Origin of the sequence: Tardiphaga alba (genome assembly GCF_018279705.1) — a bacterium.
Classification (GTDB): domain Bacteria; phylum Pseudomonadota; class Alphaproteobacteria; order Rhizobiales; family Xanthobacteraceae; genus Tardiphaga; species Tardiphaga alba.
In genome coordinates this window covers 4,071,553-4,089,745 of record NZ_CP036498.1, presented here as the reverse complement: position 1 = coordinate 4,089,745, position 18,193 = coordinate 4,071,553, and the positions used below count along the sequence as shown (strand labels likewise).

Sequence of the window (18,193 nt, the reverse complement as noted above, 5' to 3'; positions counted from 1 at the left end):
CTGCGGAGCGCGTGGCTCCGCAGCCGATGTCGTGCGTGTTACTTCGCAGCGCCGACCGACTTCGGCAGCAGCTTCTGCACGTCGGCGGTCATGTCGGCGAGGACGGCATCCGGCTCCTTGGTGCGGGCACCGGAGATGATGCTGTTGAGGTGATCCTTCAGCACGTCGGTGATCTTCAGGCCGTTGTCGCCGGGGAAAGCGTACCACTTGGTAAGCAGCGGCAGCTGTTTCACGGCGGTGTAGTTGTTCGGGTTCTTAACGTAGAAATCCTTGAGATAGGTGTCGTTGGCGACCTTGTTCGGCGGCATGTATCCGGTGGTCTCGGCCATGATCGCCGCGCCCTTCGGACCGGTCCAGAACTTGACGACTTCCCAGGACGCATCGCGCTTGGCTTTGTCCTTCGCCGTGATCATCACCACATTGCCGCCGGCGGGCAGGCGACCATTTGGCGCGATCACCTCGGGGAAGGTGTGGGTCTTCAGCACAAACTTGTCGCCGATCATCTGGGTGATCTTGTTGAGATCAGACGTCGAGGTGATGTGAATGCCGGTCTTGCCGGCGGCGAAAGCGGCGCGGCTGGCGGGCTGGTCGAAATTCGGCATGCCGCCATCGGTGACGACGCGGGCGATGGTGCGGATCGCGGCCTGGCCTTCCGGACCGTTGAAGGCGACCTTGGTTTCATCCGCATTCAGCATGGTGCCGCCACGGGCAAACACCGGCGCCTGCCACAGCCAGTTGCCGGTGATGTCCCAGGCATAGGTCATGCCATTGGCGCCCGGAGTCGTAGCGCGAATCTTCTTGGCGAGGTCGAACAGCCCGTCCCAGGTGGTGGGCAGATTGTCGATGTCGGCGCCCGCCTTCTTGGCGAGATCGGTGTTCACATAGACGACCGGCAGCGAGATCGCGAAGGGCAGCGCATAGACTTTGCCATTCGTGTTGCCGATGTCATACATCGCCTGATGGAATCCCTGCTTGTCGAAATCCTTTTCGGCAGCGATGTAGCCATCGAGCGGCGCCGGGATGTTCTTGTCCACCAGCACGCGGATGCGGTTCAGGCCCTGGAAGGTGACGTCGGGCACCTGATTGGTGACGGCTTCGCGCAGCACGCGCTGGGTCGCGTCTTCATAGGATTCGTAAGGCGCGCGCATGGTCACCTTGATGTCCGGGCGCACCTTGGCGAATTCCTCGGCGATCTTCTTGTGCGTGTCAGCGAAGAGCTCGGGGAAGGGGTATTGCAACACGACTTCGGTCTGGGTCTGCGCTTGCGCACCGGCAACGCCGGTCAGCAGGGCGAGAGCCGCGAGGGTCGATCTCATCAGCATGGGAAGTCTCCTGTTGGGGTTGGACAGTAAGGAACTACTTGATGCCCGTCAGCGTGATGCCTTCGATGAAGCGGCGCTGGGCGAGCAGGAACGCGACGACGAGCGGCGCGATGATGACGATGGCAGCGGCCATCAGCGGGCCGTAGTTGGTGCCTGCTTCCTCGTTCCGGAAAGCAGCGACGCCGAGCGGCGGCGTGCGCAGGTGCTCGCTGGTGAGCACGATCAGCGGCCAGAAATAGTCGTTCCAGTGCGCGACGACCGAAAAGATACCGAAGGCGGTGAGGGCGGGAATGGCGGTCGGCAGCATCACGCGCCAGACGATGCCGAATTCGCTGATGCCATCCATGCGCGCGGCATCGATGAGATCGTCGGGCACGGTCTTGAAGAACTGGCGCATCAGGAAGATGCCGAAGGCGGAGATGGTGAACGGCACCACCAGCGCGGCATAGGTGTCGAGGATGCCGAGATGATGCAGCAGGAGGAACACCGGAATTGCGGTGGCCTGCGGCGGGATCAGGATGCAGAACAGCACTAGCGCGAATAGCACGTCGCGACCGACGAAGCGCAGCTTGGCCAGCGCATAGGCGGCGGGCAGCGCGACCAGCACCTGCAGCAAGAAGATGGCGACGGTGACGATCACGCCATTGATCAGGAAGCGGGCGAGATCGGCCTTGCCGAAGGCCGTCTGCAGGTTGTCCCACAGCGCGAAGGTTTGCGGGATCAGATGGACATCGGTGGTGAAGATCTCGGTCTGCGGCTTCGACGCTGTCGAGATCATCCAGATGAAGGGCAGCAGCATCACCACGGCGCCGAGCAGCAGCAGCGTGTGGCGGATGACGGGCCAAGCGAGCGAGCGGGATTTTGTCATGTGTAATGCACCCGGCGACCGGCGAGTTTTGCCTTGATGAGGGTGAGCAGCAGCACGAAAGCGAGGAACACGACCGTGAGCGCCGCGCCATAGCCGGAGCGGAAGAACTCGAACCCTTCCACATACATGCGATGGATCAGCACTTCCGTGGATTTCGATGGGCCGCCTTTGGTGAGCACATGCACGGTGTCGAACACCTGGAAGCCGCGGATGCTGGTGATGACCACGACGAACAAAGTGGTTGGCCCGAGCATCGGCCAGGTGACGAGGCGGAACTTATCCCAGCCGCTACGTGCGCCGTCGATCTCGGCGGCGTCGTAGAGGTGGCGCGGGATCGACATCAGGCCGGCGAGGAACAGCACCATGTTGAAGCCGAGGGCCTGCCAGATGCCGATGGCGCAGAGCGCGTAGAGCGCGGTGCGACGATCCTGAAGCCAGCTATAGCCCTCGAGGCCGATACTCGCGAGCAGCGCATTGATGAGACCGAACTGCGGATGCAGCATGAACTCCCAGACGATGGACATGGCGATCAGCGTGGCCATGACCGGCAGGAAATAGATGGTGCGATACCAGCTGCGCAGGCTGCTGCCGCTCTCGATCAGCAGCGCGACGCCGAGGCCGAGGCCCACAGCAAGAGGCACCACGATGGCGACGTAGACGATGGTGTTGGTGAGCCCGATCCAGAACACGCGATCGTCGAGCATCTCCTGGTAGTTGGCCAGGCCGATCCAGGCGAGCGAAGGGGCGCCGAGCTGATAATCGGTGAAGGACAGCGCGATGACGGCACAGAGTGGGCCGATCAGCATCAGCAGCATCAGTATGATGGCTGGTGTGGACATCACCAAAGCCGCGCCGGTGCGACTCACGCGACGCGCTTTTGGTGCCATCGCGACGCGGGTGTCGGGGATGGTTGAGGACGATGCGGTGAGGTCAACCAAAGGCCGCCTCCAGCGTCTTTTCCCGCTGTGCCTGCTGCCGTGTGTCGATGCGACGGCCCTGCGCATCGAAGGCCCGCACGGCGTCGGGCGCGAACGAAAAGGCAATCTTGCTGCCGATCACGGGCAGCGGGCGATCGTGATCGATGCGCGCGACCACGGGCAAATCGATCGCATCGTGCTTGATATGGACGAAAGCCTCTGCACCGAGGTTTTCAAGATGCACGACCGTGCCGGCAAAGCTGCCGTCACCCAGCCGGATACGCTCGGGACGAACGCCGATGCTGCAGCGGCCTGCGGATGCCGATGTGGTCAGGCCGAGCCGTTGGCCGAGTGCGTCGAGTGCACCGTCGCTGCCGACCGAGCCGGGCAGGACGTTGATCTTCGGACTACCGACAAATTCGGCGACGCGCAGGTCGCGCGGATTCTCATAGACATCGGCGGGTGCGCCGATCTGGACGATATGGCCGGCGATCATGACCGCGATGCGGTTCGACATGGTCATGGCCTCGGCCTGGTCATGCGTCACATAGATGAAGGTGCTCTGCATCTGCCGATGCAGCTGCGCGATCTCGGCGCGCATATGCACGCGCAGTTTGGCATCGAGATTGGAGAGCGGTTCATCGAACAGGAAGCCGACGGGATCGCGCACGATGGAGCGACCGACCGCGACGCGCTGGCGCTGGCCGCCGGACAGCTGTCCTGGCTTGCGCTTCAGGAGCGGGGTGATTTCGAGTTGCGCAGCGACACGCTCCACATCGTCGCGAATACTGCGTTCGATGCGATGGCGATCGGGAAATAGTTGGCCGAGCAGGGGGAAACGCTGCAGCGCCGACAGCCGACGCATGCGCAGCGGCACGGCGATATTGTCGAACACCGACAGATGCGGATACAGCGCGTAGGATTGAAACACCATCGCGAGGTTACGTGCGCTCGGCCTGACACCATCGACGGTAGCTCCGTCGATACGCACATTGCCGGAGTCTTGTGTTTCGAGACCGGCAATAATCCGCAGTAGTGTGGATTTGCCGCAACCGGAGGGCCCGATAAGCGCGATGAACTCGCCATCGTCGATAGCAAGGTCGATCCCCTTGAGGATCTCATTGCCTTCGAACGTCTTGCGGATACCGCTGAGTTCGATCTTCGCCATCGTGCAGCTCCATCAACATTGCGTGCGTCGATGGCGGCACCGATAGGCGAGATATTTGACAGTGCGATTACAGTTTGATGGAAGCTGCAAAATCCCGCGGAAAACGGCGATATTTGCAAAGAAAAGTTGTCGCACGAAACGAACAACTCGGAATTGGACGGATTTTAGGACGCACAATCGCGCGTCAGTTGAGTACGCCGACGATGGCGCCCATGAGGCACGTCGTCAGTGTGCCTGACAGGATCGACTTCAATCCGAGCGCATTGATTTCATTACGCCGTTCGGGCGCCATGGTGCCGAGGCCGCCGATCATGATGCCGAGGCTGGCGAAATTGGCGAAGCCGCACAGTGCATAGAGCATGATGAGGCGCGAGCGCGGATCAAGTGCGTCCGGTGCAAGCTTGCTGAGCTGCACATAGGCGATCAGCTCGTTGAGGATCGTCTTGACGCCCATCAGCGATCCCGCGGTGAGCGCCTGATCCCATGGCAGGCCCATCAGCCAGCAGATTGGCGCCATGAGATAGCCGACGATGCGTTGCCCCGTCAGCGGCGTGCCACCCATGGTCGGAAACAACATCAGGATCGCATTCATCAGATACATCAGTGCAACGAAGACCAGCAGAAGCGCCACGATATTGACGAGCAGTTCGATGCCCGCCGTCGTGCCTCTGACAATGGCGTCCATCGTGCTGTTCGCGGGTGAGTCCGGTTTGGCCAGCAGGCCGTCGGTGCGGCGGTCTTCGGTCTCCGGCACCATGATCAGGCTGACCAGGATCGCGGCCGGTGCCGATAGAACCGAGGCAATGACGAAATGCGCCGAGGCATCCGGCAGCAGCGGCGCCATGAAGGTCGCGTAGAGCACCAGCACCGTGCCGGCAATCCCCGCCATGCCGCCGGTCATCACCAGAAACAGCTCGCTGCGTGTCAATTGCGCGATATAGGGACGGATGAAGAGCGGCGCTTCCACCATGCCAAGGAAGATGTTCGCAGCCGTGGAGAGGCCGACTGCGCCGCCGATGCCGAGCGTGCGCTCCAACAGCCACGCCATGCCGCGCACGATGGGCGGCAGGATACGCCAATAGAACAGCAGCGTCGTCAGCACGCTGATGACCAGCACCACGGGTAGGGCCTGCAGGGCCAGGACGAAATCGGCGCCGGGCGCTTTCAGATCAAACGGCAGCGCGCCGCCGCCGAGATAGCCGAACACGAAGGATGTGCCGGCGCGGGATGCTGCCGCAATGGTCGAGACCGCGTCATTGATCGCCCCGAAGGCGTGCGCCACGATCGGCAGCTTCAGGAGAACAACAGCCGTTGCGATGGTGACGGTTAGTCCGATCGCTGCCTTGCGCAGCGACACCTTGCTGCGATTTTCACCGCACAGCCAGGCAAGGCCAAGCAATGCGATGACGCCGAATGCCGACTGAAGCTGAAGCATGAATCCCCCGAAACCGCTGCAATGATGCCGCGGCGGGAGAGGTCATGCAATGTCGGTGGCGGCGCCTCAAGCGTGATCAGGCGGCTTCTGGATCGACAACTGCGTCTGTCTCTGTAACCGCTTCGGCAACGAGCCTTACGCCCAGAGCAGCAAGCACCTTTCGGATCGTCTCGAACTCGGGCTTGGATTGCCCATTCAGAGACTTGTAGAGGCTTTCGCGCGAGACGCCGGCGCGATCTGCGACCGCTGCCATTCCCTTCGAGCGAGCTACTGTCCCGATTGATCGTGCGATGATCGCAGCATCATCGCTCTCGAAGGCTTCGGTCAGATACGCCGCGATCGTGTCTGCATCATTGAGGTGTTCCGCAACGTCGAATTTCTTGAAATGTGTCATGACGCTTCTCACCATCTTCCAGCGATTTGGATCGCGCGCCGAATATCCTTGGCCTGTGTCGATTTATCTCCGCCGCACAAAAGGAGGACGATCACTGCGCCTCGATGTGTATAGTAGACACGATAGCCCGGACCATAGTTGATCCTCATTTCGAGGACGCCGTCACCCACGGGCTTAACATCCCCCGGATTACCGTCCTGTAGTCGCTCGATGCGGTCGAATACCTTGGCCGCTGCCCGTCGATCGCGAAGCGTGTCGATCCATTGGTCGAATTCAACACTCGATTTAATCTCGATCATATCCAGTATCCCTTAGGATACAAGTCGATTTGTGTCGGCGGGCAGCGGTGTTTTGGTGTCCTCAGCCGCGCCCCACGAACGGCATCTTCGTCGCCATCACGGTCATCGTCAGCACATTCGCGTCCAGCGGCAGGCCGGCCATGTAAGCCACGGCATCACCAACCGCCTTCGCATCCATGCGCGGCTCCTGCTTCGAGGTGCCGTCGGGCTGCAGCACGCCGGGGCCGTTGACCATGCGGTCGGTCATCGGGGTCGCGGCATTGCCGATATCGACCTGGCCGACAGCGATGTCATAGGCGCGGCCGTCGAGATTGCTGGCTTTTGTCAGGCCGGTGATGGCGTGCTTGGTGGAGGTATAGGCGGCCGAGAACGGGCGCGGCGCATGCGCCGAGATCGAGCCGTTATTGATGATGCGGCCGCCGCGCGGGGTCTGGTCCTTCATGATGCGGAAGGCGTGCTGGGTGCACAGGAACGGCGCGGTGAGATTGGTGTCCACCACGGCCTTCCATTGCTCGAGGCCGAGATCCTCGAACGGGATCGCAGGCGCGCCCATGCCGGCATTGTTGAACAGCACGTCGAGGCGGCCGAATTCCTGCACGGTCTTGGCGAACAGCGCCGCGATCGAGGCGGGGTCCTGCATGTCGGCAGTCACGGGCAGGCTCTTGCCGCCGCTCGCAGCGCCGAGCTTCTGCGTCTCCTGCAGCATCTCCAGCCGGCGGCCGGCGAGCACGACGGTGAAGCCCGTATTCATCAGCGCGAGCGCGGCGGCGCGGCCGACGCCGGTGCCGGCTCCGGTGACGATGGCGATCTTGGCGGTCATTGGTTTCTTCCCTGGTTTTTGAATTGCAGTGTTCTAGGTGAGGTCTCGCGTCATGAAGCGCGCCTGATCGCCGTAGCTTTTAAGCTTGGCGTCCAGCGCGGGATCATCGGTGACGCTGAAGCCCTGCCGCTGCCAAAAGTGGACCGAATTGTTGACGGCAACAAGGGTCATATTGGGGAGGTTGTGTTCGCGTGCACGGGCTTTGAGGAGGCTGACAATCGCCGTGCCGGCGCGGCTGCCACGGGTCTCGGGCAGCAGCGCAAGATCGTGGATGTAATAGGTCGTGGGCACAGCGACCGGCGCCAGCACGGCATCAAGCGGCGGCGGTGAACGGTCGATCCAGGGATGGCTCAGCACATACCCCTGAGCCCGTCATCGCCGTCCAGCACCGCGCAGCCATCTGGATGCAGCGCGAGGCGATTAGCGAACACGGCCTCGCTTTCGGGGAAGGCGGGATGGATGATGTCGGCGAGTGACTTGACGATGGGGAGATCGGCGGCCGTCATTGGGCGCCATATGTAGGATGGGTAGAGCGCAGCGAAACCCATCACAACAAGCTCCGGAATGTGTGGTGATGGGTTTCGCGCCGGCGCTGCGCGCCTGCGCTCTAAACGTCCTACGATCTCAACTTTTATACGGCGGGCGCGGAATGTTCTGATGCGCCGCGCGCAGCGCCGCCGACCAGCGCGAGCGCAGGTCGTGGAAATAGGGTTCGCCGGCCTCGATGCGATGATTGAGATCGGCGTCGCAGACATCGGTGCGCACCACCAGCACATCGATGGGCAGGCCGACGCCGATATTCGAGCGCATGGTCGAATCCATCGAGATCAAGCCGGTCTTCAGCGCTTCATACAATTCGACATCGTAATGCATCGCGCGATCCAGCACCGGCTTGCCGTATTTATGCTCGCCGATCTGCAAGTAAGGCGTGTCCACCGTGCATTCGATGAAATTGCCGGCCGGGTAGATCATGAACAGCCGCATCTTGGCGCCGGCGATCTGGCCGCCGAACAGAAACGAGACGTCGAAGTTGATATCCTCGGCCTGCAGCGCCTTGCCTTCGGTGGAGGAGACATGGCGGATTGCCCGGCCGATCCGCTTGGCGGCCTGGAACATGGTCGGCGCATTCAGCAGCGTCTCGATCTCGCCCGTATCGGGATTCTCCAGCCCCTCGCTCAGGGTCGAGAGCACCGACTGGCTGATGGCCAGATTGCCGGCGGAGGCGATCGCCATGATGCGATCGCCGGGCTGGTTGAAGATGTGTAGCTTGCGAAAGGTGGAGACATTGTCGAGGCCGGCATTGGTGCGCGTGTCCGCGATCATCACCAGGCCGTCTTTCACCAGAATTCCGCAGCAATAGGTCATCGCAAGCCCCTTGAACCTGCAAGCGTCTTACGCGCCGATGGCCGGCCGGGCAACCGGTCGCGGCTGAAAAATGGGCATCTGTAGGGTAGGCAAAGCGTAGCGTGCCCACCATCCCCAGCCGTGCACTTGGAGGTGGGCACGCTACGCTTTGCCCACCCTACGATGCGGAGCCTAGCTCTGGAACTGCGACTGCCCGCGATCCGAAACCTTGTCCACCCGCACCGCGACGGTCAGTGTCTCCATTCCGCCACCATAGCGGGTGCCGCGGACCGGCGCAGCACCGAGATAATCGAGGCCGATCGCGATGCGGGCATGGGCGTCGGTGGTGCAGATGGCATTGGCCGGGTCGAAGCCGACCCAGCCGAGACCGGGCACATGCGCCTCGGCCCAGGCGTGACCAGCCTCCTGCTGATTCGCGCCGTCGGCGCGCCAGAAATGGCCGGAGACGAAACGGGCCGGGATGCCGCCCATCCGCGCGCAGGCGATGAAAATATGCGCGTAGTCCTGGCACACGCCGCGCTTCAACGAGAAGGCCTCACTGGCGGTGGTGCCGCTGCTGGTCGGGTCGGTGTCGAAGGTCATATGCGTGTTGATGCCGAGCATCAGCGCATGCAGATAGCCGAGCGCATCGCTGTCCGCGGTCGGTGCCAGCTCGCGGACGAAAGCCTCCATTGCGGGCGTCATGTCGGTGAGCTCGGTCGGGCGCAGGAACAGGCTCGGCGGAAAGCGCTCGTCGGTGCCACGCAGAACCCCGCCAGTGTCCTGGGTCTCGATCAGTCCCTCCACGGTGACGGTGAGATCCGACAGCGGCCCATGGGTCAGCACATGGGTGACGTTGCCGAATGCATCCTCGTGCCTGTCGAGGCGCGAGTCGGTGGAGACGTCGATCTGCCAGTCGGCGACATATTGGCTGTCATGGCTTCCGGGCGTCATGCGCAGAATCTGGATGACACCGGAGGCCGGCGGCTCATAGCGATAGGTGGTGGAATGGGCGATACGGAGGCGCATGTCAGATCAGATACTGCTTGCCGATGATTTCGCCCAGCCGATTGTTGTCGGCAATGAATTCCTGGATGAATTCATGCAGGCCGCGCTGGAAGATATCGTCGATATGGCTGTGTTCAAGTCGGTTGCGGATACCGCGGGCATGGCGCTGGGCGGCCCCCTGGCGGCCATAGGCGACACCGATCTGGTCGAGATTGCGGACGAGATTACCATAGCAACTCGCCAGCGAGCGCGGCAGCGTGTCGTTGAGGATTAACAGATCCGCAATCAGCCACGGTTTCAGCGTCTCGCGATAGACCCAGTGATAGGCCGTGAGCGCCGAGACGGAGCGCAGGATCGAGGTCCATTGATAGTAATCGAGGGGCCCGCCGACATGCTCGTCCTGCGGCAGCAGCAGATGATACTTCACATCGAGAATGCGCGCGGTGTTGTCGGCGCGCTCCAGATGCAGGCCGAGCCGCGAGAACCAGTAGGCATCGTTGCGCAGCATGGTGCGGTAGGCCGAGCCGTCGAAGCGCAGCGAGGTCTCCTGCACGAAGCGCAGGAAACGCGCGAGTTGCTCGCGCGATTTGGTGCCGTTGCTCCAGACCGACTGCAATTCCAGCCAGGCGCCGTTAATGGTGTCCCACATCTCGCCGGTGAGGGCGGTACGCACCGAGCGTGCATTCAGGCGCGCGGCCTCGATGCAGTTGCGGATCGATGATGGATTGTCGGGCGCAAACGCGATGTATTCGACGACGCTCTCTTCATCGGCGATCTCTTGCTTGGCGTGGAAGCCGAAATTCATCCCTGCGGTCTGCAGTGCCGAGTCCCATTCATTGGTCTGCCCGACATAGGCGCTTGGCAGCGCGGTGACACGCAGCGTCGCCTCGATGGTACGCGCGAGATATTCTGCGCGTTCGATATAGCGGGCCAGCCAGTACAGGTTTTCAGCGGTGCGCGACAGCATGGGCGATAATGGTCTTTCTCAAATACTCTCAATCGTCATTGTGAGGAGCGGAGCGACGAAGCAATCCAGTTCTTCCTTTGCGCGGCCCCTGGATTGCTTCGTCGCCTTCGGCTCCTCGCAATGACGGAGTTACTCATCCAGAATCCACGTATCCTTGGTCCCGCCGCCCTGGCTCGAATTCACCACCAGCGATCCCTCCTGCAGCGCCACGCGCGTGAGGCCGCCCGGGACGACATTGATGTTCTTGCTGCCCGTGAGCACGAACGGCCTGAGATCCACATGGCGCGGTGCAAGCCCCGACGCCGTGCAGGTCGGGCAGGTCGAGAGCGCCAGCGTCGGTTGGGCGATGAAGCCTTCCGGCTCGCGCTTCAGCTTGTCGCGGAAGGCCTCGATGGTCGCCTTCGTCGCCGCCGGGCCGATCAGCATGCCGTAGCCGCCGGAGCCATGCACTTCCTTGACGACGAGGTCGCCGAGATTGTCGAGGACGTAAGCGAGGTCGCCGGCCTCACGGCAGCGCCAGGTCGGCACATTCTTCAGGATCGGCTCTTCGCCGAGATAGAATTTCACGATGTCCGGCATGTAGCTGTACATCGCCTTGTCGTCGGCGATCCCGGTGCCGACGGCGTTGGCCAGCGTGATATTGCCGGCCATGTAAGCGGACATCAGGCCGGGCACGCCGAGCGCGGAATCCGGCCGGAAGGTGAGGGGGTCGATGTAGTCGTCGTCGAGCCGACGATACAGCACGTCCACGCGCTTCAGCCCTTCGGTGGTGCGCATGAACACCTCGTCATTCTTGACGATGAGGTCGCGGCCCTCGACCAGTTCGACGCCGAGCTTGTCGGCCAGGAACGAGTGCTCGTAGAAGGCGGAGTTGTAGACGCCGGGCGTGAGCAGCGCGACGGTCGGCTCGGTGGAGGCCGAGCGCGGCGCTACCGAACGGAGACACGACAACAGCTCGTCCGGATATTTCTCCACGGGCGCCACGCGGTGGCGCGCGAACAGGTCGGGAAACAGCCGCATCATGATCTCGCGGTTCTCCAGCATGTAGGAGACGCCGGAAGGCGTGCGGGCATTGTCCTCCAGCACATAGAACTCGTCGGGATCGGTACGGACGATGTCGATCCCCGCGATATGGACATAGACGTCGTGCGGCACGTCCTGGCCATTCATCTCCGGCCGGAATGCCGGGTTCTGAAACACCAGATCATCCGGCACCACCCCGGCGCGCAAAATGTCGCGGCCGTGATAGAGGTCCTTCAGAAACATGTTGATGGCGCGGGTGCGCTGTTTCAGGCCGGCTTCCAGCCGCGACCACTCCTTGCCGGAAATGATGCGGGGGATGACGTCGAAGGGGATCAACCGTTCGGTGGATTCCGCCTCGCCATAGACGGCGAAGGTGATGCCGATCCGGCGAAACAGCAACTCGGCCTCGGCGCGGCGATGTTCGAGTGCGTCCGGCGGCGTCTCGGCAAGCCAGCGAGAGAGTTCCTCATAGGCCGGGCGGAGAGCGCCATCGAGCCCATTCATTTCGTCGAACGCGACTGCCATATACCCCTAACTGTGCTCGAGCCCGTGTTCTAGATTGCACGACCAGACGAGACGGTAGCAAGGGTCGGGCCAGCGCGATATGCGTCAAAGACGAGCAATTGGGTGGGGATGCGGAGGCGCTGCCCTAAAAAACGGCTGGACGCTGCACGTTTAGGCGGCATAACCGGGTGACATCGAGGGCAATGCCTGCGCATGGTTCTGGGTTAGGCGAGGAAGTGACACATGACCGAGATCGTGACGGCGTCCATTCTGGTGATCGGCGACGAAATCCTGTCCGGCCGGACCAAGGACAAGAACATCGGCTATATCGCCGAATACCTCACCAATATCGGCATCGACCTCAAGGAGGTCCGCGTGGTCTCCGATGACGAGGCCGATATCGTGGCGGCCCTCGACGCCCTGCGCAAACGCTACGATTACGTTTTTACCACGGGCGGCATCGGGCCGACCCATGACGACATTACCGCGGATTCCGTCGCCAAGGCGTTTGGCGTCAACATCGATCATCACCCGGAAGTGGTGGCGCGTTTCCAGGAGCGCTTTGGCGCCGACCTCAACGAGGCCCGCCTCCGCATGGCGCGCATTCCCGATGGCGCCGACCTGATCCAGAGCGCGACCATCCTCGCGCCGGGTTTCAAGATCGAGAATGTGATCGTCATGGCCGGCGTGCCGAGCATCATGCAGGCGATGATGGACATCGTGGCGCCGAAGCTGAAATCGGGCGTGCGCATGCTGTCGGACACCGTGAAGGCCAATGCCCGCGAGGGCGATGTCGGCGGCCCCTTGCGCGAGATCGCCGCGGCGCATCCCGATACGATCATTGGCAGCTATCCGTTCATGGATGACGCCGGCAAGCCGAACACCAATCTCGTGGTGCGTTCGCGCGACCAGGCCAAGCTCGATGCCGCCATGGACGCGGTGAAAGAGATGCTTGCGGCGCTTGCAGCCGCGAAGCAATAGACGTTTTTTCTAGGAGTGAGATATGGCTGAACATCCGGAACTGAGCGCGCAGGAGCGCGCCGGCAAGGCATTTCCGGTGTCGTGGGATCAATTTCACCGCGACTGCCGCGCATTGACCTGGCGGCTCAACAGCGCTGGCCCCTTCAATGCGATCGTGGCGATCACCCGCGGCGGCCTCGTGCCGGCGGCGATCGTGGCGCGCGAACTCGGTGTCCGCGTGATCGATACGGTCTGCATCGCAAGCTACGACCACAACAAGCGCGGCGAATTGCAGGTACTGAAGGGCGTCTCCGATGCCACGACAAAGCTCGGCAACGGCACCGGCAAGGGCCTGTTGATCGTCGATGATCTCGTCGATACCGGCAAGACCGCCCGCATGGTGCGCGACATGCTGCCCGACGCACATTTCGCCACCGTCTATGCGAAGCCGATGGGCCGCCCGCTGGTGGATACGTTCATCACCGAAGTGTCGCAGGACACGTGGATCTTCTTCCCGTGGGATCTCGGTCTGTCGTTCCAGCCGCCGATGCGGGATGGGGCGGCGTAGCGCCGACTGTCATACGCACTGACTGTCATCACCCGCGAAAGCGGGTGATCCAGTAAACACAGGCGGCGCGGCTTGATCGACAGGCCGGTGTTTACTGGATCGCCCGGTCGAGCCGGGCGATGACAGACAGAGCAAGGGAGACGCGCGACATGCCCCTCCAAAACCGTGTCACCCCCTTTGGCGATATCGTCGCCGTTCCCGACCGCGGCCTGTTCACCGGCAACCGCGGCATCATTCATGATCCCGCCACCAAAACACTGCTGAACCGCCGTTGGTCGAATCCGGCCTGGATCACCTGCGTCTGCGAATTCCGCGGCCGCCGCCGCGATGTGATGGCGCGGCAGAGCTGGACCGAACTGTTTTTCCTCGACGAGGCGACATCCTTCGCCGCTGGCCATCGCCCGTGTTTCTATTGCCGGAGAGACGATGCCAACCGGTTTCGCGCGGCATGGGAGCAGGGCAATGGTGTCTCTGGCGTGAAGGCGACGGAGATCGACCGTGTGCTGCATGCGGAGCGACTGGAGAGGCGCGGGAAGCGGATGCATTCGCTTGAAGGGCCGGTCGATGCGCTGCCGGATGGCGCGATGGTGGAAGCTGATAGTGACAGCTATCTGATTGCGCAGGGGCGTGTGTGGCGGTGGTCATTCGCGGGGTATGCGGAGATCAATGATAGTCTCCACGATGCCCAACTGCTGACACCGCCATCAACGCTACGTGCCTTCCGTGCTGGATACAGGCCGGTGCTGCATTCTACGGCATCCAAAAAAACTCCCCCGTCATCTTGAGGTGCGAGCACTTGCGAGCCTCGAAGGATGGGCCGCAAGCACCGGCGTGCCCGCCGTCGTCCTTCGAGGCTCGCCGAAGTCGGCGAGCACCTCAGGATGACGGCTTTGGAGTGGACGGAGGCTACCCCAACTTCTCCCGCGCCAGCTTCGCCCCCGCACCCAGCGCCCGCAGTTTTGCTTCCGAAATATTCCGCTGCATCGGCGCCATGCCGCAATTGGTCGTGGCGACGATGCGCTCCTTCGGCACGTGCTTCATCACCGCCTCGATGGTGGCGACCACATCTTCCGGAGTCTCCACCTCATCGCTGGCGACGTCGATCACGCCGGCCTGTACGACCTTGTTCTTCAAGAGGCCGAGCAATTCCAGCGGCACGCGCGAATTGCGGCATTCGATGGCGACCTGCTGGATCGGCGACGCGTCGATGGCCGGGAAGATCTCTTCGTACTGCCGCCATTCGCCGCCCAGCGTTTCCTTCCAGTCCGTATTGGCCTTGATGCCGTAGCCGTAGCAGATGTGAACGGCGGTGGCGCAAGTGAGGCCGCGCGCTGCGCGCTCCAGCGCCTTGACGCCCCAGTCGGCGGCGTCCTTCATGAACACATTGAAGGCGGGCTCGTCGAACTGGATCATGTCGACGCCATCGGCCTGCAGCGCGAGAGCTTCCTGATTGAGGAGTTCGGCGAAGGCAAATGCCATCTCGACGCGATCGCCATAATGGCTGTTCGAGAGCGTGTCGATGATGGTCATCGGGCCGGGCAAAGTGAACTTGAACTTGTTCCTGGTATGCGCGCGCACCACCTGCGCTTCGAAATCATGCACGCGGCCCCGGAGCTGCAGCGGCGCAACCACCTGCGGCACCATCGCCTTGTAGCGATCGTTGCGGATGCCCATTTCGACCTTGTTCTTGAAGTCGATGCCCTCGACCTTTTCGAGGAAGCCGTGAACGAAGTGCTGCCGCGCCAGTTCACCATCGGTGACGATGTCGATGCCCGCATCTTCCTGCACCTTGACCGCCAGCAGCGTGGCATCCCGCTTGGCGCGTTGCAGCTCCTCGCCCTGGGCACGCCAGGTCGGCCACAATTTATTGGGCTCGGCGAGCCATTCGGGCTTCGGCAATGAGCCGGCGATGGTGGTTGGAAACAGCATTGTTCGCTCCCCGGAATTGTTCGTTCTGGCCGCCTGTCTGCCATGTTCCACGGCCGCTGTACATGCTCCGTCATTGCGAGGAGCGGAGCGACGAAGCAATCCAGTCTTGTTGCCTTTGGATTGCTTCGCTACGCTCGCAATGACGACGGAGAAACAAGAGGGAAAAACCCCGATGATCGACCTGCATTACGCGCCGACGCCGAACGGCTGGAAGATCACCATCATGCTGGAGGAATGCGGCCTGCCTTACACGGTGGTGCCGATGCAACTCGGCCGCGGCGACCAGCACCAGCCGGATTTCCTTAAGCTTTCTCCTAATGGGCGCATGCCGGCCATTGTCGATCACGCGCCGGCCGATGGTGGCGATCCCATCACCATGTTCGAGAGTGGTGCGATCCTGATCTATCTCGCCGAAAAGTCCGGCCGCTTCATGCCATCCGACCAGCGCGGTCGGTTCAATGTGGTGCAATGGGTGATGTGGCAGATGGGCGGCCTCGGCCCGATGCTCGGCCAGAACGGGCACTTCCTGCTCTACGCCCCCGAAAAGATTCCCTATGCCATCGATCGCTACACCCGCGAGGCGAAGCGCCTCTATGGCGTGCTCAATGCGCATCTCGCTGATGGCCGCGACTATATCGCTGGCGACTATTCCATCGCCGACATGGCCTGTTTTCCGTGGATCATGACCCACAAGGCGCAGGGCCTTACGCTGGATGATTTCCCGCATGTGAAGCGCTGGTACGCACTGCTCCGTGCCCGGCCGCAGGTGCAGGCGGGTCTGGCGGTGGGGAAGGCCGAGCGCAAGCCGATGGATGAACAGGCGCGGAAGATCATGTTCGGCGTCGATCAGCCATCGCACGCGCAGGCGCAGCAGCAGCAATAAACTTCCTTGTCATCGCCCGGCCGTGCGCGCAATTGCGCGCTAGGACCGGGCGATCCAGTAAACACCGCTGCTTCGGAGTGTACTGGATCACCCGCTTTCGCGGGTGATGACATGGGGAGCGAGTTGACAAAGAAAACAAAGCGAGGAAACACCCCATGATCGAATTCTTCTTCGACTGCTCGAGCCCCTGGACTTATCTCGCCTTCCACAACATCCAGCCGCTGGCGAAGGAGGTCAATGTCGAGATCTCCTGGCGCCCGATCCTGGTAGGCGGCATTTTCAACACCATCAATCCGTCGGTCTATGCGTCGCGTGAAACACCGGTGCCCGCCAAGGCGCGCTACATGAAGAAGGACCTCGGCGACTGGGCACGCCACTCCGGCCTTGCCATCAAGATGCCGCCCACCGTGTTTCCCGTGAACAGCGTCAAGGCCATGCGCGGCTGCATCTGGCTGTTGCATGAACAGCCGGAAAACATGGTGCCTTTCGCGCGCCATGTGTTCGAGATCTACTGGGGCGAGGATCAGGACATCTCGAAGGACGACGTCCTGACGGAAGTCTGCAAGCGCACCGGTCTCGATCCCGCGCCGTTCTTCGCTGGGATCAGTGAGCAGGCCATCAAGGATGAATTGAAACGCAACACGGACGAAGTCATGGCGCGCGGCGGCTTCGGCTCGCCCACCATCTATCTCGACAAGACCGACATGTATTTCGGCAATGATCGGATGCCGCTGATCCGCGAAGCGCTGCAGCGCCGGAGTGCTGCCTGATGCCGAAAGCGATTGTCTGCCGTGAACTTGGTTCGCCCGAAACGTTGCGCCTTGAAGAGTTTGCCTCGCAGGTGCTGAAGCCCGGCCAGGTCCGCGTCCGCATCCGCGCCGCTGGGATCAACTTTCCGGATATCCTGATGGCCGCCGGCGAGTATCAGCTCAAGCCCGAACTGCCCTTCACGCCTGGCATGGAAGCCGCTGGCGATATCAGTGAGGTCGCAGGTGATGTGACCGGATTCAAGGTCGGCGATCGCGTCATCGTCAAGCTGCGCTTCGGCGGCTATGCGGAGGAAGTCGTGGTGACGCCGTCGCAACTCACGCCGCTGCCCTCGACCTTCGACTATGCGGAAGGCGCCACCTTCCTCGCCGCGCACGGCACCGCGCATCATGCGCTGGTGGATCGCGGGCAGTTGCGCGCAAGCGAAGTGCTTCTGGTGCATGGTGCAGGCGGTGGCGTTGGTCTCGCCGCAGTCGAGATCGGCAAGCTCCTCGGCGCCACGGTCATCGCTGCAGCATCCTCGCAGCAGAAGCTCGATGTCGCCAAAGCCCGCGGTGCCGATCACGGCATCCTCTATAGCGCCGGACCGTTCAAGGATGCTGTCAAGCGCATCACCGACGGGCGGGGCGCCGATGTCGTGTTCGATCCTGTCGGCGGTGATATTTTCGAGCAGAGCCTCCGCTGCATCAATTGGGGAGCCCGCCTGCTGGTGATAGGCTTCACCGGCGGCATTGGCGTGGCGAAGACGAACCTCGTCCTCATCAAGGGCGCCAGCGTGCTCGGCGTCCGTGCCGGCGAAGCCGCGCGGCGCGATCCGAAGATCGGCGAAGAGCGCATCAAGACTCTGCTCGCATGGGCCGAAGCTGGAAAGATCCGTCCAAACATTTCCGATCGGTTACCGCTTGCCGATGTTGCTCAAGCGATGCGCTTGTTGACCGATCGAAAGGCAATTGGCCGTGTGGCACTGCTGATGGAGTGACCAAACTTTGGTCACTTCGATCCACCGGTTCCTTTAC

General features: G+C 62.2%; 21 protein-coding genes. 6 read left to right on the top strand and 15 right to left on the bottom strand.

Annotated elements, in window-relative coordinates:
• Positions 1 to 38: 38 nt before the first annotated feature.
• The 14 genes from RPMA_RS19565 to RPMA_RS19505 all read right to left on the bottom strand — a co-directional run bounded on the left by RPMA_RS19565 (position 39) and on the right by RPMA_RS19505 (position 12,090).
• Positions 39 to 1,148, bottom strand: coding sequence for an ABC transporter substrate-binding protein (locus RPMA_RS19565; protein ID WP_408056558.1), 1,110 nt, complete (start codon positions 1,146 to 1,148; stop codon positions 39 to 41).
• 208 nt (positions 1,149 to 1,356) lie between these two features.
• Complete coding sequence (locus tag RPMA_RS19560; protein WP_211909337.1) at positions 1,357 to 2,190, bottom strand: carbohydrate ABC transporter permease; 834 nt, start codon at positions 2,188 to 2,190, stop codon at positions 1,357 to 1,359.
• Positions 2,187 to 3,077, bottom strand: a complete 891-nt coding sequence (locus RPMA_RS19555) for a carbohydrate ABC transporter permease (RefSeq protein ID WP_211913739.1) — start codon at positions 3,075 to 3,077, stop codon at positions 2,187 to 2,189. Before RPMA_RS19555 ends, RPMA_RS19560 begins: the two co-directional genes overlap by 4 nt.
• A 43-nt stretch (positions 3,078 to 3,120) precedes the next feature.
• Entirely contained in the window at positions 3,121 to 4,275 is a 1,155-nt protein-coding gene (locus RPMA_RS19550) for an ABC transporter ATP-binding protein (protein ID WP_211909336.1), read from the bottom strand.
• Positions 4,276 to 4,459: 184 nt separating this feature from the next.
• On the bottom strand, positions 4,460 to 5,710 hold the full coding sequence (locus RPMA_RS19545) for a NupC/NupG family nucleoside CNT transporter (RefSeq protein WP_211909335.1): 1,251 nt from the start codon (positions 5,708 to 5,710) through the stop codon (positions 4,460 to 4,462).
• Between the two features lie 76 nt (positions 5,711 to 5,786).
• Positions 5,787 to 6,104, bottom strand: coding sequence for an addiction module antidote protein (locus RPMA_RS19540; protein WP_211909334.1), 318 nt, complete (start codon positions 6,102 to 6,104; stop codon positions 5,787 to 5,789).
• 8 nt (positions 6,105 to 6,112) lie between these two features.
• Positions 6,113 to 6,403, bottom strand: a complete 291-nt coding sequence (locus RPMA_RS19535; protein ID WP_211909333.1) for a type II toxin-antitoxin system RelE/ParE family toxin — start codon at positions 6,401 to 6,403, stop codon at positions 6,113 to 6,115.
• Positions 6,404 to 6,464: 61 nt separating this feature from the next.
• Positions 6,465 to 7,223 carry an SDR family oxidoreductase gene (locus tag RPMA_RS19530; RefSeq protein ID WP_211909332.1) on the bottom strand — a complete coding sequence of 253 codons (759 nt, stop codon included), beginning with the start codon at positions 7,221 to 7,223 and terminating at the stop codon, positions 6,465 to 6,467.
• Positions 7,224 to 7,256: 33 nt separating this feature from the next.
• Entirely contained in the window at positions 7,257 to 7,580 is a 324-nt protein-coding gene (locus RPMA_RS28440) for a GNAT family N-acetyltransferase (RefSeq protein ID WP_328516528.1), read from the bottom strand.
• Positions 7,574 to 7,771, bottom strand: coding sequence for a hypothetical protein (locus RPMA_RS28435; RefSeq protein ID WP_328516527.1), 198 nt, complete (start codon positions 7,769 to 7,771; stop codon positions 7,574 to 7,576). The genes RPMA_RS28440 and RPMA_RS28435 overlap by 7 nt, the downstream gene beginning before the upstream one ends.
• Positions 7,772 to 7,847: 76 nt before the next feature.
• Positions 7,848 to 8,588, bottom strand: coding sequence for a peptidase (locus RPMA_RS19520; RefSeq protein WP_211909331.1), 741 nt, complete (start codon positions 8,586 to 8,588; stop codon positions 7,848 to 7,850).
• Positions 8,589 to 8,759: 171 nt separating this feature from the next.
• Positions 8,760 to 9,596 (bottom strand): transglutaminase family protein, encoded by an 837-nt coding sequence (locus tag RPMA_RS19515; RefSeq protein WP_211909330.1) that lies wholly within the window; start codon positions 9,594 to 9,596, stop codon positions 8,760 to 8,762.
• A 1-nt stretch (position 9,597) separates the two neighbouring features.
• Positions 9,598 to 10,542 carry an alpha-E domain-containing protein gene (locus tag RPMA_RS19510; protein WP_211909329.1) on the bottom strand — a complete coding sequence of 315 codons (945 nt, stop codon included), beginning with the start codon at positions 10,540 to 10,542 and terminating at the stop codon, positions 9,598 to 9,600.
• A gap of 129 nt (positions 10,543 to 10,671) precedes the next feature.
• Entirely contained in the window at positions 10,672 to 12,090 is a 1,419-nt protein-coding gene (locus RPMA_RS19505) for a circularly permuted type 2 ATP-grasp protein (RefSeq protein WP_211909328.1), read from the bottom strand.
• Between the two features lie 222 nt (positions 12,091 to 12,312).
• Between RPMA_RS19505 and RPMA_RS19500 the strand changes: the two genes are divergently transcribed.
• From RPMA_RS19500 to RPMA_RS19490, 3 genes are all read left to right on the top strand, one after another.
• A complete protein-coding gene (locus RPMA_RS19500) occupies positions 12,313 to 13,050 on the top strand; it encodes a competence/damage-inducible protein A (protein ID WP_211909327.1) in 738 nt (245 codons plus the stop codon).
• Between the two features lie 22 nt (positions 13,051 to 13,072).
• The gene (gene gpt, locus RPMA_RS19495) at positions 13,073 to 13,597 is read left to right on the top strand and encodes a xanthine phosphoribosyltransferase (RefSeq protein WP_211909326.1); all 525 of its coding nucleotides are present in this window, start codon (positions 13,073 to 13,075) and stop codon (positions 13,595 to 13,597) included.
• Positions 13,598 to 13,746: 149 nt separating this feature from the next.
• Positions 13,747 to 14,382 carry a hypothetical protein gene (locus tag RPMA_RS19490; RefSeq protein WP_211909325.1) on the top strand — a complete coding sequence of 212 codons (636 nt, stop codon included), beginning with the start codon at positions 13,747 to 13,749 and terminating at the stop codon, positions 14,380 to 14,382.
• A gap of 121 nt (positions 14,383 to 14,503) precedes the next feature.
• On the opposite strand, the gene RPMA_RS19485 is transcribed toward RPMA_RS19490, so the two are convergent.
• Entirely contained in the window at positions 14,504 to 15,526 is a 1,023-nt protein-coding gene (locus tag RPMA_RS19485) for a methionine synthase (protein ID WP_211909324.1), read from the bottom strand.
• A gap of 172 nt (positions 15,527 to 15,698) precedes the next feature.
• Between RPMA_RS19485 and RPMA_RS19480 the strand changes: the two genes are divergently transcribed.
• From RPMA_RS19480 to RPMA_RS19470, 3 genes are all read left to right on the top strand, one after another.
• Complete coding sequence (locus RPMA_RS19480; protein ID WP_211909323.1) at positions 15,699 to 16,409, top strand: glutathione S-transferase N-terminal domain-containing protein; 711 nt, start codon at positions 15,699 to 15,701, stop codon at positions 16,407 to 16,409.
• Between the two features lie 155 nt (positions 16,410 to 16,564).
• Positions 16,565 to 17,179: a 2-hydroxychromene-2-carboxylate isomerase gene (locus RPMA_RS19475; RefSeq protein WP_211909322.1), complete on the top strand. Its 615-nt coding sequence runs from the start codon at positions 16,565 to 16,567 to the stop codon at positions 17,177 to 17,179.
• A complete protein-coding gene (locus RPMA_RS19470) occupies positions 17,179 to 18,156 on the top strand; it encodes an NADPH:quinone oxidoreductase family protein (protein ID WP_211909321.1) in 978 nt (325 codons plus the stop codon). The genes RPMA_RS19475 and RPMA_RS19470 overlap by 1 nt, the downstream gene beginning before the upstream one ends.
• Positions 18,157 to 18,193: the final 37 nt, after the last annotated feature.

What these genes read in the sequence shown, in the direction of transcription:
- RPMA_RS19540 (WP_211909334.1), bottom strand. Translation starts at nt 6,104, where the DNA reads ATGACACATTTCAAGAAATTCGACGTTGCGGAACACCTCAATGATGCA.
- RPMA_RS19565 (WP_408056558.1), bottom strand. Translation starts at nt 1,148, where the DNA reads ATGCGCGCGCCTTACGAATCCTATGAAGACGCGACCCAGCGCGTGCTG.
- RPMA_RS19550 (WP_211909336.1), bottom strand. Translation starts at nt 4,275, where the DNA reads ATGGCGAAGATCGAACTCAGCGGTATCCGCAAGACGTTCGAAGGCAAT.
- RPMA_RS19490 (WP_211909325.1), top strand. Translation starts at nt 13,747, where the DNA reads ATGCCCCTCCAAAACCGTGTCACCCCCTTTGGCGATATCGTCGCCGTT.
- RPMA_RS19530 (WP_211909332.1), bottom strand. Translation starts at nt 7,223, where the DNA reads ATGACCGCCAAGATCGCCATCGTCACCGGAGCCGGCACCGGCGTCGGC.
- RPMA_RS19555 (WP_211913739.1), bottom strand. Translation starts at nt 3,077, where the DNA reads ATGGCACCAAAAGCGCGTCGCGTGAGTCGCACCGGCGCGGCTTTGGTG.
- RPMA_RS28435 (WP_328516527.1), bottom strand. Translation starts at nt 7,771, where the DNA reads ATGGGTTTCGCTGCGCTCTACCCATCCTACATATGGCGCCCAATGACG.
- RPMA_RS19515 (WP_211909330.1), bottom strand. Translation starts at nt 9,596, where the DNA reads ATGCGCCTCCGTATCGCCCATTCCACCACCTATCGCTATGAGCCGCCG.
- RPMA_RS19535 (WP_211909333.1), bottom strand. Translation starts at nt 6,403, where the DNA reads ATGATCGAGATTAAATCGAGTGTTGAATTCGACCAATGGATCGACACG.
- RPMA_RS19485 (WP_211909324.1), bottom strand. Translation starts at nt 15,526, where the DNA reads ATGCTGTTTCCAACCACCATCGCCGGCTCATTGCCGAAGCCCGAATGG.
- RPMA_RS19510 (WP_211909329.1), bottom strand. Translation starts at nt 10,542, where the DNA reads ATGCTGTCGCGCACCGCTGAAAACCTGTACTGGCTGGCCCGCTATATC.
- RPMA_RS19480 (WP_211909323.1), top strand. Translation starts at nt 15,699, where the DNA reads ATGATCGACCTGCATTACGCGCCGACGCCGAACGGCTGGAAGATCACC.
- gpt (WP_211909326.1), top strand. Translation starts at nt 13,073, where the DNA reads ATGGCTGAACATCCGGAACTGAGCGCGCAGGAGCGCGCCGGCAAGGCA.
- RPMA_RS19505 (WP_211909328.1), bottom strand. Translation starts at nt 12,090, where the DNA reads ATGGCAGTCGCGTTCGACGAAATGAATGGGCTCGATGGCGCTCTCCGC.
- RPMA_RS19475 (WP_211909322.1), top strand. Translation starts at nt 16,565, where the DNA reads ATGATCGAATTCTTCTTCGACTGCTCGAGCCCCTGGACTTATCTCGCC.
- RPMA_RS19560 (WP_211909337.1), bottom strand. Translation starts at nt 2,190, where the DNA reads ATGACAAAATCCCGCTCGCTCGCTTGGCCCGTCATCCGCCACACGCTG.
- RPMA_RS19520 (WP_211909331.1), bottom strand. Translation starts at nt 8,588, where the DNA reads ATGACCTATTGCTGCGGAATTCTGGTGAAAGACGGCCTGGTGATGATC.
- RPMA_RS19545 (WP_211909335.1), bottom strand. Translation starts at nt 5,710, where the DNA reads ATGCTTCAGCTTCAGTCGGCATTCGGCGTCATCGCATTGCTTGGCCTT.
- RPMA_RS19470 (WP_211909321.1), top strand. Translation starts at nt 17,179, where the DNA reads ATGCCGAAAGCGATTGTCTGCCGTGAACTTGGTTCGCCCGAAACGTTG.
- RPMA_RS19500 (WP_211909327.1), top strand. Translation starts at nt 12,313, where the DNA reads ATGACCGAGATCGTGACGGCGTCCATTCTGGTGATCGGCGACGAAATC.